The following is a 14,899-nucleotide window of genomic DNA, read 5'->3' on the forward strand; positions in this document are numbered from 1 at the left end:
TATGCTACTAGAAATTTGCGCCTCCAATTATCAAAGTGCCCTTAACGCCCAAAATGCTGGAGCGCACCGTATAGAATTATGCAGCGAGCTGGCCGTAGGTGGCATCACACCTAGTTATGGATTGCTTAAAAAAGTGATGGAAGAACTCACTATCCCCGTAATGGTATTGATACGTCCACGTTCTGGAAACTTTGTTTATACTGATGACGAATTTGACATCATGAAACGTGACATTGAGTTGTGCAAAGAGCTGGGCTGTGCTGGAATTGTTTCTGGGGTTTTAAATGAAGATTTTACGATTGATTTAGAAACTACAAAAGCATTGGTTGAACTCGCAAAACCTATGCGCTTTACCTTCCACAGAGCTTTTGACCATGTGAAAAATCCTGCAGAAGCTGTGAAAGAGCTGGCTGCAATTGGAGTTTCCAGAATCCTAACTTCTGGCCAAAATTCTAGAGCACTTGACGGAATAGCAAACTTAAAAGCGTATCAACGTATTGCGGGATCGTCTTTAATCATTTTACCTGCTGGCAGTATCAATAGGGAGAACTGTTCCGCTTTTGAGAAAGCAAATTTTAAAGAAATTCATGCCAGCGCAACAGAGATTATAGAACAAACTACACGTACTTTAGTACCTATGAATTCGCTTAAATTTATTCAAGAAAACATACAAGTCATTTCTGATACCAACCAAATAAAAGCCATTCTTAAAAACAATCATCATGAGGTATAGTGTGCTTTTACTTTTGCTCGTCTTCTGCTATTCCTGTCAAGTAGAAAAACCTAATTTACAAAGACACTACCTAGATGCTCCTTGGGAATTGTACCTAGAACAATTTACACATCCTATTGCCGACTCGATTACCATTCCTTCTACCGTTCATAGCGCTATCATAGCTACAACCAGACATCCCTTTATAGGGAATAATGAATACCGCATGCAATGGATAACCGAGACAGACTGGACCTACAAAACGCAATTTAAAGTAGATCGCAACACACTTGAAAAAGAATATATCAACCTGCATTTTGAAGGTATCGACACCTACGCCTCTATTTCACTCAATGGTGTCGCTATTCTAGAAACTGACAATGCCTTTTTACACTGGAAAACAGACGTCAAACCATACTTGAAAAAAGAAAACGAGTTGCTTATTGCCATCAAATCTCCGCTTCCAATCGAAGAAGAAAAAGCTACAGCAAATCCGTATGCCTTACCTGTTGGAAATCGAGTGTATACCCGTAAAGCCCAATTTCAATACGGTTGGGACTGGGGACCTAAGCTCAACACCATGGGAATTATCAAACCCGTGTACCTCGAAGCTTATGACCATTTTAAAATTGAAGAGGTATACATCAAACAAAACTACATACAAGATTCCATCGCCAATCTCACGGCTCAAATCAAACTTTCCCAACCTATAACAGAGCAACTCACTTACCAAATCAAGGTGAATGATAGCCTCTATCCTATTAAAATCACAGACTCCTTATTGGCATCTGATGTTCAGGCAACTCCAGAAGTTCATTTTGAAATTCATAACCCACAACTTTGGTGGCCGCATAATATAGGAGAGCCGTACTTGTATGAGATAGAAGTTTTGGTTTTAAAAGACGGAAAATTAATCGACTCCAAAAAGCTCCAAAGAGGAATACGCACCATCGAGTTAGTTAATGAGCCAGATGATGTAGGAACCTCCTTCTATTTTAAGGTAAATGGTGTTCCTGTTTACATGAAAGGCGCCAATTACATACCGCAAAACTCTATGCAAGATCTCGTCACCGATCAGCATTATGAAGAATTACTCGATGATGTCGTGGACGCTAATATGAACATGTTGAGAGTATGGGGTGGCGGTAGTTATGAGAAGGATGTGTTTTATGAAAAATGCGATAAGAAAGGAATTCTAGTATGGCAAGACTTTATGTTTGCCTGTGCGATGTACCCTGGAGATGATCGCTTTCGCGAAAGCGTAACTCAAGAAATCACCCAACAAGTCACCAGGTTGAGAAATCACAGCAGTATTGCCTTATGGTGTGGTAATAATGAGACCAGTGAAGCTTGGAAACACTGGGGCTGGCAAAATGGAAGACCACAAGCAGAACGGGATAGTATTTGGGAAGATTATCGTGCAGTTTTTCAAATCGCCATGCCTAAATATGTGAGCGAGCTCACCAAGGAACCCTATTGGGAAAGTACGCCGAAATTAGGTCGTGGGAATCCGCGTTATGAATTTGAAGGTGATGCACACGACTGGCGCGTCTGGCACGATGCCTACCCATTTGAACATTTTGAAGAACATGTACCTCGTTTTATGAGCGAATTTGGTTTCCAATCGCATCCCTCTTATGAGACCATACACTACATTAATAAAGATGGAAGCCTCAACATTCATTCGGTAGATTATGCCTCGCATCAAAAACACGAGCGCGGTAATGAACTCATACAAGAGTATATGGCCCGAGACTTCCCAGTTCCCACTAGCGATGAAGATTATGTATATGTGAGCCAATTGTTGCAAGCTTACGGAATGTCCAAAGGGCTCCAAGCACACCGACGCGCCAGACCTTATAATATGGGAACCTTATACTGGCAACTCAATGATTGCTGGCCTGCAGTGAGCTGGTCCAGTATTGATTATTTTGGGAATTGGAAAGCCTTGCATTATCAGGCAAAACGTGATTTTGAAAATTTATTGATCAGCAATTATGTCAAAGATGGTATTTTACACAGCTATGTGGTTAATGACGATCTAAATGATCTTACGAGTGGTTACAGCATAAAGATCATGGATGTTTACGGTAACGAACTTTACCAAGAATCTTTTATAGGTACGGCGGGAATGAATTCTAGTACTAAATTTCACCATATGAATCTAGCGAGTTTGGACATAGACCCTTCGTCTGTGTATGTGTACACAGAGTTTGGATCGAGTAGTACCATCGATGTACTGGTACGCCCTAAGGATTTGAAATTGCCAAAGGAGGAACTATCTCTAAAAAGCCTTAAAACCACAGGTGGGTATCAGATTACTTTAAAGTCCGCTGTTTTTGTGAAAGATGCATTTTTATACAGCCCTGTAAAAGGACATTTTTCAGATAACTTTTTTGACCTGGAACCTAAGGTAGAAAAAATACTTTTCTTTGAGACAGATAGTGATGTAGCACCTGTGTTTAAGTATAAAACTTTGAATGGATTGATGAATCACTAGAGGTCAGTTCGAGCGCAGCCTGCCTGCCGGCAAAGGCAGGTTAAGACCAGTTTAACAAGCATTGAGATTAAACTAGCAGATTCCGCATCGAGTTTCCGTTCCCCACAACCCTAAAGGGTGCGGAAACAAACAGAATTCTTTTTCAAATTCAAATTTCACCTGTCATTCTTAAATTTTTTCAGCACCTGCTTTTGATAAAAACTGAGGATTGTGTTAACTATTCACCTACGGCTTCGTAATGTAGAGACGCTGAAATAAATTCAACGAGTACGGCTTTGAAGTTCGAGTTTGAGTTCAAGTTCAAATCCTCACGCACTTCATCATCCTATAATTGCCGTTCAAGTCTTTAAAAACTTCAGATTCAAAACCCAGTTCCTTGGCTAGAGCTTTCATCTCTTCAGGTAAGTATTGATTGATTTCAAAATATAAAGTACCGTCAGCTTTTAAGGCTTTTTGAGCCAATTCTAGAATCTTGCGATAAAAAATCAAGGCATTAGTGTCGTCTACAAATAACGCTAAGGAAGGCTCGTGTTCCAGTACATTTCTGTGAATTTCTTTTTTCTCTACATTTCTTACATATGGCGGGTTGCTTACGATCACGTCATAAGTCTCTGGCAATTTATCTAAAGCCAAAACATCTTCCAATAGGGTTTTTACTGGACTTTTTAAATGGATGGCATTTGATTGTGCAAGTTCTAAAGCTTCTGGAGAAACATCCAGCAAGGTCATACGGCAACTAGGCATGGCTTCTTTAATAGATAAGCCTATACAACCCGTTCCAGTTCCTATATCAATGATGTTAAGAAAGGCTTCTTTTTTATGATGCTCAATAATCATATGAACCAGTTCTTCGGTCTCCTGACGCGGTATCAATGTGTGCTTATTTACGGCAAATTTATGTCCATAAAAATGTGCAGTTCTGGTGATGTATTGCACCGGTTTTGATGTGCGCAATTCTGTTAATGACTTCTGTAATACCTCTTCTTGAAAATGACTCAATTCTTGTCTATCGTTGATTAAAAAATCAGCACGTGACCAGTTTAACAAATCTTCACAGAGAATTTGCAAAATGCTGTAGATCTCATTTTCTGGATAAAGCGGTGAAAGTTGATCTTGATAAAGAAGCTTGAATTGGTTGAAGGTCATTCCTTGAAGTGAAAGTTGAAATCGAAACTAAAGATAAAATTTGCAACAATAAAATTAAACAGCAATAATAACGCTATCATAAGAATTAAACATGAAGGAAAAGAAAAGCACCTTAAAAACAAATGATCAAAACTACTGCCTACTACTTGTTGGACTAACTCAAAGTCAACCTGCCTAGTACTTACTAAAAAACTAGAGCCTCTTTAACATCTGCACTGGACAGGAGAAATGACCCGTATCGCCTAAGGGACCTTGGAGCAATTTAAAACCTACGTTTTTATAGAGTCCTTGTGCGTCGTACATATTATCCATGGTTTCTAAGTAGATGCTGTCAAATCGGAGTTGAGCAGCCCGTTCTAGACAAACCAATATCATTTTCTTTCCGTATCCTTTTCCTCTAACTTCAGGTTTAAAGTACATCTTCTGAAGCTCGCTTACATTTCCATAGTAGTTATCAAGTGGTGCAACGCCAGCACCGCCTACCACTACCCCATCCACTTCGAGAACATAATAATCTCTACGGGGTTTTTGGTAGTGCTGGTACATTGCTTGTGTGGCAGCATCGCTATAAGCAGTTCCTATTTTAGGAGCGCCGTGCTCTAAGATGGATTGCTGTATGATATTTTTGATCGCCTCATTATCTTGAGGCAGTATTTTGCGCAGGTTCATGGTGCAAATTTAGAATTAAGCGCTTAAAAAAATGAATTGCTCATCATAAATTATACATACGCTTCTACAATCTTCACAGCTGTTGATTTTGAGCTTGTTTTTACTTTTAATTCCTCCTTACCTTTGTTCTTTATGACGACTCACGAGAAATACATGCAACGCTGTTTGCAACTAGCACAAAACGGCTTGGGAACTACCTATCCTAATCCGCTAGTGGGAAGTGTGATTGTGTCTGAAAATGATGAGATTCTTGGAGAAGGATGGCATAAAAAATCTGGAGAACCTCATGCTGAAGTCAACGCGGTGCTGGATGCAGAGCAAAAGACTTGTGATGAGTCCGCTTTCGCGAAAGCGGTATTATACGTCAACCTAGAACCCTGTTCCCACACTGGAAAAACACCAGCGTGCGCCTCCATGATCATCAAAAAAGGATTTAAAAAAGTAGTGATCGGCACACTGGACCCGCATGATCAAGTAGCTGGAAAAGGTCTAGCCATGTTAGAAGCAGCAGGAATAGAAGTTAGTGTAGGTGTTTTAGAGCAGGAATGCAACGAGCTCAACAGGAGGTTTTTTACGTTCCACAAAAAGCAACGTCCGTATATCATTTTAAAATGGGCCGAAACTAGCGATGGCTTTATCGCGCCAGCCCATAAAGACGAGCAAAAACCCGTGTGGATCACCAACAAGCACTCCAGACAACTTGCACACCGATTAAGAGCAGAAGAAAATGCCATTTTAGTAGGTGCAAAAACTGTTTTAGACGACAACCCATCGCTTACTTGCCGCGATTGGAAAGGAGTTCACCCTACACGTGTGGTGCTAGATTCAAGAAATAGCATCTCAGCAGATTTTAAAGTTATGGATGGCGCTGCTCCTACCTTAAAATTGGACCACTCTTCTATTGATGTGGCTGAGATACTTCACGAGCTTTATAAAAACGGTCTTCAATCGGTCGTTATTGAGGGTGGAACGACCACGATTCAGGCGTTTATAGATGCCCAGCAATGGGATGAAGCCTATCAATTTATGGGAACTGAAGTCTTGTTTTATCAAGGTTTAAAAGCACCTGTTTTTAAAGGGAATTACTGCATCAAAGAACGTAAGTCCATTAAAAATGACGTGTTGAAAATATATAGAAACGCATGATTTGGTTACTTCTAAGTATAGCGACGTCCAGCTTTCTTTATGTGATTTTTAAATATTTTGAAGTCTTTAAAGTACACACGCTTCACGCCATCATAGTGAATTACATCGTGGCTTGTACTACGGGCTTTCTAGCTTACGGAAGTGTACCAGATGTAGAAGAGATCATTCATGCCGACTGGCTGTTTTACGCTTTATTTTTAGGAGTTGTATTCATTAGCATTTTTAATGTCATGGCATTAACCAGTCAGAGAAATGGCTTATCAGTCGCTGCTGTATCTGGTAAAATGTCGCTAGTTATTCCTGTGATAGCAGGGATATGGCTGTATGAAGAATCCATAGGATGGATGAAGGTAGTAGGGATTCTTCTCGCGTTGCTATCGGTTTATCTTACTTCGGTAAGGTCCAAAGAGGGGTTGACCTTCAACAAGAGCTTGTTGCTGCTTCCATTTGTTTTGTTCTTAGGAAGTGGGGTGATAGATACCACCATCAAATATGCAGAGATTACTCATGTTCCTAGCGGTGACGAACCTTTGTTTAGCGCAATTTGCTTTGCGATGGCTTTTGTCATTGGAATTCTGGTCCTGATCTATGAGGCAACTCAAAAGCGCTTTTTAACTTTTAGATCTATAGTTGCAGGTGTTGTTTTAGGAGTGCCTAATTATTATTCTATTTATTTTCTAATCAAAACCCTTAAAAACGGAATGGAAAGCAGTGTGGTGTACCCTATCAACCATGTGGGAACCGTACTTTTTACTTCAGTGTTAGGCGTATGGCTTTTTAAGGAAAAGCTACTTCCTAAAAACTACATGGGAATTGTGGTGGCTGTTGCAGCTATTCTTATGATCGCTTTTGCGAAAGCCTGACATAAAAAAATGGTTGCTACTGTCTCGTAAAGTCTCCAAAACCAGCTACCTCAATTCTTTGAGTGGCACCATTAACGTTTTGAGTAGTGGCAGGGTTAATTAGGATCACGAGGTCTGTAGCAGTTAGTGTATCAATAGTAAAGTCTGCATCTTAGCCAAATTGAGGGAGTCCAGAACTGCTTTGATTGGAGGAAGGAATCAGGTCCAAATCGGATCCGTTTACAACATAAATGCCAGAATCATTAATACTCATTGTTTGGGTACCTTGTGATATTCCTTGTAAAAATATTTCAAAAGTTTGATCACCTACAGCGGTATACCTACCATCACTATTGAATGAGAGAACTGAGCTTGCACTTACCAACTCATTAGAACTTGTAGAAGTAACTGTATTACCCATAACAGAGGCAGTAAGAGTTGTATTTGTGGCATAGTCAATAATCCCAGTCTCCCACTGCAGAAGTTGTTACCGGCCCTCCATCAGGTCCTGAACCTCCAGCGGCAGCTCCCTTCGGATTGAGACATGGATCTAAAGGTTCTGTTTCACAAGCAATTGAGGCTATTGCTAAAAATAATAATCGAGGATCTTTTTCATGATAAAGTTTAATGGTTATTTTGCTAAAATAATCCAAGCATTCCATCTTACAACCTATTAAGATGGATAAAAAAAATTACCCTTGACTGATTCTTATAAAACCATCATTAAAGCTACTGAGGAGATTCTTTATAAAGACAGAGGTAGTAAGTTCTATGCCAACGCATTTCCATTAACAGACCCTGAAGAGGTAACCGATCTCATCGCCGTCTTGCGCCACACACACCCTAAAGCTGGACACCATTGTTATGCCTGGAAACTAGGCCCTAGTGATGATAATTACAGAGCAAATGATGATGGGGAACCTAGTCACAGTGCTGGAGACCCTATATTAGGACAACTAGTTGCTCATGAACTTAGTGACGTTCTTGTAGTGGTTTCTAGAATCTTCGGTGGTACCAAATTAGGAGTAGGAGGTTTGATAAGCGCTTACCGAGAGGCGGCAAGACTTGCCCTTTCCCATGCAAAAATAGTCACAAGAACCATTACTGCTGAAGTGGAAATTTATTTTGAATACCCACAAATGAGCCAGGTGATGCGGTTTATAGAGGAGCAGCATTTTAAGATAACAAAACAAGAGATGACAACTACTTGCACGATCACCATTGCCGTACCTGAATCCAGACAACAAGAAGTGGTTGATGTTCTCCATACCATGTACCCGATTACCTCAAAACCTGTCAACTAAGGAACCAGCCACTGCCCTTTCCAACCGTCTTCGGTTTTATAAACCGCTCGTAGGTGATTAGGTCTTTTCAATCTTAAATATTCTATGGTATGTGGAACAAACTTTAAGGCCACAAAGTTACTTTCTGATCTAGATACGTATTCCACCTGATCAGGCTGATCAATAGCGCACCCAGGGGAAACAGATGTTGTATAATCCTTTATAGCCTTTTCAGAAACTTTTTGAAACAACCTTTTAATTTCTTTTTGGTCTCGCACTACTGTCAATTGACCATCTAATCGTATTTGCATCAACTTTTTAGGATGATATGCCAGCATACAAGCATTATCATTAGTACTTATATGAGAGATCTTCTGTGATCTTGCATCTGTAAAAATGATGCATTCTAAAGATTCGGATACTTCTCTTAACACTACCGTTCGGGATCTTGGTGATTTTTGTTCATCAACGGTTGATAAGGTGACGTATTTGAAGGGATGCCTTCTCATGGATATAGCGCCTCTGAGTTCGTGTATTAGGTCAGAAAATAACTCTTGTAACATATATCGTGCTGTTAATTGTTTGAAATCTCGCTTTCGAGAAAGCGAGATGTTTAATTATCATGTGTTTAAAAGCTTTTTACACGCCTCTAAAAAATCTGGAATCGGCTTTCTAGGTCTAAAAGTTTGTGCATCAGTAAATACCAAAGTGAGCTCACAAACGGCACAAACTTGATTCTTCTGATTAACTATTTCATAATCAAAAATTACTCTTGTGGTAGGTATAGATTTAAGGGAAATTTTAACACTAATTTCATCACCGAATTTGATCGGATTTTTATACTTTAAATCGATATTATAAACAGGTAGAAGCACGCCTGCCTCTTCCATTTTAACATAAGAGAATCCTAACTGGCTCAGCCAATCCAGCCTTGCCTGCTCTAAGTATATCAGATAGTTAGCATGATGAATGATTCCCATCTGATCGGTTTCTGAATACCTGGGTGTAATATTAATTGTAATTGGAAACATAAAATTTATCAATATTTATTTGTTTTATAAGGCCTTGTAGCACAGTGCAACTTTTTTTTTATAAATCAAACCTTAAATAAATTTTTTTTAAGGTTTTTTATACACATATTTGTCATCGATTATTAAAACAGTAATTCTTTGTGATTCGTAGTTCTTAATCGACCCAACACTAACCAAAAAAAAACAACTTATGGCACTGACTTCAGAATCGGTATGGGAAAATTGTCTCGCATTTATAAAAGATAATATTGCTGCTCAAGCCTACAAAACATGGTTTGCACCAATTAAACCTGTAAAGCTAACTGATACCGCTTTAAGTATACAAGTGCCGAGTCGATTTTTTTATGAATGGTTGGAAGAACATTACATCAAGTTATTAAAAACGGCACTTACCCGTGAATTAGGTGAAGGAGCTAAACTGATCTATGCGATCAAAATGGAAAATCCTACAAAAGGAATGGAAGCATTTACCGAGAAAATTCCAAGCAGTAATCGCAGCATTAATAATTCTCAAACTGTAGACGCACCGGTAAGAAGTAAAAGTCCTGAACTCAAAAACCCTTTTATTATACCTGGTATTAGAAATGTAAAAATTGAATCACAACTCAATCCATCCTATAATTTTGAAACTTTTTTAGAAGGAGACTCCAATAGACTTGCACGCAGTGCTGGAATGGCTGTTTCTAATAAACCTGGTGGGACTAGTTTTAACCCGCTATTGATTTTTGGTGGTGTAGGATTAGGGAAAACCCACTTGGCTCACGCTATAGGTGTTGGAATTAAAGAAAACTATCCCGATAAAACAGTTCTTTATATCAGTGCCGAAAAATTCACACAACAATATATTGAGTCGGTACGCAAGAACAACCGTAACGATTTTATACATTTCTATCAGATTGTAGATGTACTTATTGTAGATGACATCCAGTTTTTTGCTGGAAAATCAAGTACACAAGATGTCTTTTTCCATATATTTAATCACTTGCATCAAAACGGCAAGCAAGTCATTTTAACTAGTGATAAGAAACCTGTGGATATGCAGGACATTGAGCAACGCCTTCTTTCTCGTTTCAAATGGGGACTTAGTGCAGAGTTAAATCATCCAGATTATGAAACTCGGGTTTCGATTATCAAGAATAAACTCTATCGCGATGGCGTAGAGATGGATGAGGATGTCATTCACTATCTAGCAGATAATATTAAAACTAACATTAGAGAACTGGAAGGAGCTATTATTTCTTTAATCGCGCACTCTTCTTTTAATCGTAAGGAAATCACTATAGATCTTGCTCGCAAGATCGTAGAGAACTATGTAAAGAATACAAAAAGAGAAATTTCCATAGATCAAATCCAGCAAGTAGTAAGTGATTACTTCTCTATGGATGTAGAAACGTTGCAATCCAAGACTCGTAAACGGCATATTGTACAAGCTAGACAGCTAGCAATGTACTTCTCTAAAAAACTCACGAAAGCTTCCCTTGCAAGTATAGGAACACAAATAGGTAAAAGAGACCACGCTACCGTATTGCATGCATGTAAAACAGTAGATAACCTTGCTTCTACCGATAAGCAATTCAATAAATACGTAGAAGACCTTCATAAAAAATTAGCCAATTAGTGAACGAGAAAACAAGCATTTTAATGGTATGTTTGGGCAACATCTGCCGATCTCCACTTGCTGAAGGCTTGATGAAATCAAAACTCAACTTTACTAAATTTACAGTTGACAGTGCAGGAACAAGTAGTGGTCATAAAGGAGAAGCTCCTGACAAAAGATCCATTGCTGTTGCAAAGAAATACGGTTTGGATATCTCTAAACAAAAGAGCCGTAAACTTCTTGAAGAAGATTTTAAAAATTTTGATGTTCTTTATGTTATGGATCAGTCCAATTACAATGATGTCACTGCTCTCGCCAGTACAGAAGAGCAAAAGAAAAAAGTGATCAAAATTCTAGACGAAGTCTTCCCCGGTGAAAACCTAGACGTGCCTGACCCTTATTACGGAGGCTCTACAGGTTTTGAAAACATTTACCGCATGCTGGACCGGGCCACTGATGTTATTGCTCAGAAAATGGACAATCATATAAAATAATCATATTATTAAAAAAACAACAGCATTATAATGCTGTTGTTTTTTTAATGGCTTTTAATTTCTGCTAACCACCTTCTATCGATGGTCAGAAAATAACTTTTCTAAAATCACTCGCTTATCCATTTTGCCAGTATGGGTTAAAGCAAACTTTTCTACAAAATAAATTTCTTTAGGTATTTCAAATTTTCCCAGTTTTTGGAACGCCTGTTGCACGTCTCTTTCTTTGCCTTCTATAATCAAAATCACTTTCTGTCCTAATTCTTCGTCTGCTTTTCCTGAAATAAAAAACGATTCTGAAATGTGATGAGATAGTTTTTGTTCTATTTGAGTAGGATGTACCTTGACAGATCCTGTATTAATCACATCATCTACTCTCCCCAAGACGTTAAATTGTTTATCATTAACCAACTCCACTACGTCATTAGTAACTAATGTAGACGTAGCTATTTTAGGGGCATGAATGACCAAGCGGTTTTCTTTATCTTTTTCAATTTGAACACCCTCCAAAACAGAGTAATTCTCTTCATAAATAGGGTACAACTCTCTTACTGCAATATGAGAGGAGGTCTCTGTCATCCCATAGGTATGGAAGGCTTTGGTATGCTTTCCTTTTAATTTTTCAATAAGACCTTGAGAAACCGCGCCACCGCCGATGATGACTTTTCTAACTTTATGAATATCGTCTAGGGATTTAGCAACTTGTAAAGGAGACATGGCAGTAAAGTCGTATCTCTTATCGGCTTTACGAAGTGGTGTGGTACTAGGCTGTACAAGATCTAAATGCCATCCCAATGTCATGGCTCTTACCATCATCATCTTTCCAGCGATATAACTCAAAGGCAAGCAGCACAACACCTCTTTTTCTGCTCCTATATCAAAATACTGACCAGTCATTACCGCACTATTGATCATGTGCTGTTTATTTAATTTATACTCTTTAGGAACACCTGTAGAGCCACTAGTTCGCACAGTAACTACATCAAAGTTATCCAGCCAACTCAAGAGGAAATCACCTATTTGCTTTTCCCACTCCTCGCCTTCTTTGATATAACTGTAAGCAACGATCATGACTCCTTCATAATCTAAAGAGTGACCGTTTAATTTAAAAGTCGGATGTATTTTAGGGATCATAATTTAGTATGGTTACTATTTATCATTAAAAGGTTCTGGTTCTAATGCGAGAAACTCCTCCTTGCTCAGTACCCTACCAAACAATTTTTCTTTCCAGTTTTTCCATTTGTAAATCTTACCCAAAATAAGTAATAAAATAGGATAACCTATTCCTATAGGTAAGGCATCTACGATGGAAAATGAAGGCATAACAGAAGTGTCCAGGTAAACAGAATCTGTTTGTATAGCAGTCCAAGTAGAGGTGATCAATAAAGCTCCCACTATATTATTGGCTGCATGAAATCCCAACGCAAGTTCTAACCCCTCATCCAGCAAAGTCATCGCTCCTAAAACCAGTCCTGTGCCTATATAAAAAATCATTACAGAAGGTCCTAATTTCTCCACTTCTGGATTAGCAGCATGCATCACACCAAATAATACAGAAGTGACTATCCATGAAACTGCGCGGCTTTTGGTAGCTATACCTAAACCTTGAAGCAATTGCCCTCTGAATAAGTACTCCTCAAAACTTGTTTGAAAAGGAAATAACACTAATGAAATGAAAAGCAAGGGCAGGAAACTGGTCCAATTAAACTGCAACTCATAATTTTCAGGAACCGAATAAACAGCTATAAGGGTAGTGCCTGCAGAAAAAGTACCCCAAAGCACAAACATCAAGCCTATGCGTTTCCAATCAATCTTTTTACGAGAAGTAGTGAAATGGGTGAGTGTCTGTTGATGAATAAATTTTACCCAAAAGAATACAGCTAATAAACCCACAACAAAAATCACAAGATTTATAGCTAAGAAAACATTCTTCCCGATTTGATCTATCATTTGACTCATCAGCGCCTCCATAGACTGATCAGTTTCGGCAAGCATCAACTTTGTAGACACATAGTTAAAAGACATTAAAAGTATAAATAGTACTGGAATTACAAAAAAGTTCCAAGCCCCTAATTTTCCTTTATAACCTTGTTCTATATACATATTTACAATTTTAAATCATTAGTGTTCCAGCTGCCAGATGCGTTACAGTACAAATGACCTTTTTTAATCTCTAAAGGAGCTTCTATGTTATTAGTAAAAAGAGATCCTGTCCCCAGTCCTTGAGGCATTTTATTTCCTAAAGTGTAGGTAAATTGCGCAATCGCATTAAGGCCAACATTAGACTCTAGCGCACTAGTGATCCACCAGTTAATGTTTCTCTCTTCAGCAAGATGGATCCATTCTCTACTGCTTTGAAAACCCCCTATTAAAGCGGGCTTTAAAATGAGGTACTGAGGTTGGATAGTTTCCAGACAATTTATTTTTTCTTCTATTTCGTAACATCCTATCAATTCCTCATCAAGCGCAATATCAACAGGGCTTTGCTCACAAAGTCTAGCCATTTCTTGCCACTGTCCTTGTGCTATAGGTTGCTCGATACTGTGTACTTGATGTGACGCTATTTCTTCCAATTTTCCCAAGGCATTCTCTGGGGTAAAAGCTCCATTAGCATCTACTCGTATGCTGATCTCGCTTTCGCGAAAGCGGGAACGTATTAATTTTAACAGACTCATTTCAGACTCAAAATCAATGGCACCTATCTTCATTTTAATACAATCAAAGCCCTCTCTGAGTTTTTCCTCTAGCTGTTGCATCATGAAATCTTGATTTCCCATCCACACCAAGCCATTGATAGCAATAGCATCATGTCCCTCTGTAAACATAGAAGGAAATAAGGTGAAGGGATTACTGGACTGCAAAGACTTTATCGCCATTTCATAACCAAATAAAATAGACGGCCATTCTTTTAACGCCTGCATCATTTTTACCTGTGGTAACTTGATATGATCACATGTCCATTGCAGTTTTTCTTCAAAATCAGGGCGATCATCTATAGAAAGACCTGCAAACATATTCACCTCTCCTACTCCTTTTTTCACTCCATTATCGATGATCAAAAACCAGGTGTCTTTTGTTTTTAAAACACCACGGGAAGTTCCCGCAGGTTGCTTGAATTCTAACACGTACTTCCGGTAAACTGCTTTCATGAGGTGAATATAGTTACTAGTAGATTTTAGTTGAAAAAGATTGTGAAATAGTTAAGAAAAATAACTTAATAGAGAAGTTAGAGTTCAGAGATCAGTTGCAAAAGATGTGATTTCTGAGAAGCAGCATGGAGAAAGCTACTGAAAAGTCACAAACAAACTTGATTCTCATTTCTTTCCCTTTCAATGTTCTAAAATAAATAGTCACGACCTACTGCTTACTGAAAACGGCCACTGTTAACTCAACTACTGTCTAACAACACACCGAATACAGTTCGAAATCAACCTGCCACTTGCCCAATTCCTGCTAACTCCTGCCTACTTCATACTGCATAC

Annotated in this window: 16 protein-coding genes; 7 read left to right on the forward strand and 9 right to left on the reverse strand. The window is 38.7% G+C overall.

The window, feature by feature from the left end; genetic code table 11:
• Position 1: 1 nt before the first annotated feature.
• Together KG732_RS00065 and KG732_RS00070 are read left to right on the forward strand one after the other, a co-directional pair.
• On the forward strand, positions 2–733 hold the full coding sequence (locus KG732_RS00065) for a copper homeostasis protein CutC (RefSeq protein ID WP_213520010.1): 732 nt from the start codon (positions 2–4) through the stop codon (positions 731–733).
• The gene (locus tag KG732_RS00070) at positions 723–3,212 is read left to right on the forward strand and encodes a glycoside hydrolase family 2 protein (RefSeq protein WP_213520012.1); all 2,490 of its coding nucleotides are present in this window, start codon (positions 723–725) and stop codon (positions 3,210–3,212) included. The genes KG732_RS00065 and KG732_RS00070 overlap by 11 nt, the downstream gene beginning before the upstream one ends.
• Before the next feature lie 300 nt (positions 3,213–3,512).
• Here KG732_RS00070 and prmC read toward each other — a convergent pair whose 3' ends face one another.
• Together prmC and KG732_RS00080 are read right to left on the reverse strand one after the other, a co-directional pair.
• Positions 3,513–4,358 carry a peptide chain release factor N(5)-glutamine methyltransferase gene (prmC, locus tag KG732_RS00075; protein ID WP_213520014.1) on the reverse strand — a complete coding sequence of 282 codons (846 nt, stop codon included), beginning with the start codon at positions 4,356–4,358 and terminating at the stop codon, positions 3,513–3,515.
• 192 nt (positions 4,359–4,550) lie between these two features.
• Positions 4,551–5,027, reverse strand: coding sequence for a GNAT family N-acetyltransferase (locus KG732_RS00080; RefSeq protein ID WP_213520016.1), 477 nt, complete (start codon positions 5,025–5,027; stop codon positions 4,551–4,553).
• Positions 5,028–5,159: 132 nt separating this feature from the next.
• Between KG732_RS00080 and ribD the strand changes: the two genes are divergently transcribed.
• Complete coding sequence (ribD, locus tag KG732_RS00085; RefSeq protein ID WP_213520018.1) at positions 5,160–6,173, forward strand: bifunctional diaminohydroxyphosphoribosylaminopyrimidine deaminase/5-amino-6-(5-phosphoribosylamino)uracil reductase RibD; 1,014 nt, start codon at positions 5,160–5,162, stop codon at positions 6,171–6,173.
• Positions 6,170–7,036: an EamA family transporter gene (locus KG732_RS00090; protein ID WP_213520020.1), complete on the forward strand. Its 867-nt coding sequence runs from the start codon at positions 6,170–6,172 to the stop codon at positions 7,034–7,036. Before ribD ends, KG732_RS00090 begins: the two co-directional genes overlap by 4 nt.
• A gap of 151 nt (positions 7,037–7,187) precedes the next feature.
• Here the strand turns inward: KG732_RS00090 and KG732_RS00095 are convergent, their stop codons facing one another.
• Complete coding sequence (locus KG732_RS00095) at positions 7,188–7,436, reverse strand: hypothetical protein (RefSeq protein WP_213520022.1); 249 nt, start codon at positions 7,434–7,436, stop codon at positions 7,188–7,190.
• A gap of 34 nt (positions 7,437–7,470) precedes the next feature.
• A complete protein-coding gene (locus KG732_RS00100) occupies positions 7,471–7,668 on the reverse strand; it encodes a hypothetical protein (RefSeq protein WP_213520024.1) in 198 nt (65 codons plus the stop codon).
• A 45-nt stretch (positions 7,669–7,713) separates the two neighbouring features.
• On the opposite strand from KG732_RS00100, the gene KG732_RS00105 reads away from it, so the two are divergent.
• Positions 7,714–8,319, forward strand: a complete 606-nt coding sequence (locus tag KG732_RS00105; RefSeq protein WP_213520026.1) for a YigZ family protein — start codon at positions 7,714–7,716, stop codon at positions 8,317–8,319.
• On the opposite strand, the gene KG732_RS00110 is transcribed toward KG732_RS00105, so the two are convergent.
• Both KG732_RS00110 and KG732_RS00115 read right to left on the reverse strand, forming a co-directional pair.
• On the reverse strand, positions 8,316–8,861 hold the full coding sequence (locus tag KG732_RS00110; RefSeq protein ID WP_213520028.1) for a pyridoxamine 5'-phosphate oxidase family protein: 546 nt from the start codon (positions 8,859–8,861) through the stop codon (positions 8,316–8,318). The two genes, KG732_RS00105 and KG732_RS00110, sit on opposite strands and share 4 nt — an antisense overlap.
• 57 nt (positions 8,862–8,918) lie before the next feature.
• Positions 8,919–9,329 (reverse strand): thioesterase family protein, encoded by a 411-nt coding sequence (locus tag KG732_RS00115; RefSeq protein WP_213520030.1) that lies wholly within the window; start codon positions 9,327–9,329, stop codon positions 8,919–8,921.
• Between the two features lie 190 nt (positions 9,330–9,519).
• Between KG732_RS00115 and dnaA the strand changes: the two genes are divergently transcribed.
• Together dnaA and KG732_RS00125 are read left to right on the forward strand one after the other, a co-directional pair.
• Complete coding sequence (gene dnaA, locus KG732_RS00120) at positions 9,520–10,947, forward strand: chromosomal replication initiator protein DnaA (protein WP_213520032.1); 1,428 nt, start codon at positions 9,520–9,522, stop codon at positions 10,945–10,947.
• A 23-nt stretch (positions 10,948–10,970) separates the two neighbouring features.
• Complete coding sequence (locus KG732_RS00125) at positions 10,971–11,420, forward strand: low molecular weight protein-tyrosine-phosphatase (RefSeq protein WP_213521152.1); 450 nt, start codon at positions 10,971–10,973, stop codon at positions 11,418–11,420.
• A gap of 75 nt (positions 11,421–11,495) precedes the next feature.
• On the opposite strand, the gene KG732_RS00130 is transcribed toward KG732_RS00125, so the two are convergent.
• Genes KG732_RS00130 through KG732_RS00140 form a run of 3 tightly spaced genes read right to left on the reverse strand, consistent with a single transcriptional unit; the run spans position 11,496 to position 14,566 of the window.
• Complete coding sequence (locus KG732_RS00130; RefSeq protein WP_213520034.1) at positions 11,496–12,551, reverse strand: AMP-binding protein; 1,056 nt, start codon at positions 12,549–12,551, stop codon at positions 11,496–11,498.
• A gap of 15 nt (positions 12,552–12,566) precedes the next feature.
• Positions 12,567–13,520, reverse strand: coding sequence for a CPBP family intramembrane glutamic endopeptidase (locus tag KG732_RS00135; protein WP_213520036.1), 954 nt, complete (start codon positions 13,518–13,520; stop codon positions 12,567–12,569).
• Positions 13,521–13,522: 2 nt separating this feature from the next.
• Positions 13,523–14,566, reverse strand: a complete 1,044-nt coding sequence (locus KG732_RS00140) for an o-succinylbenzoate synthase (RefSeq protein WP_213520038.1) — start codon at positions 14,564–14,566, stop codon at positions 13,523–13,525.
• Positions 14,567–14,899 lie beyond the last annotated feature (333 nt).

Origin of the sequence: Nonlabens sp., from assembly GCF_018401815.1 — a bacterium.
GTDB lineage: Bacteria > Bacteroidota > Bacteroidia > Flavobacteriales > Flavobacteriaceae > Nonlabens.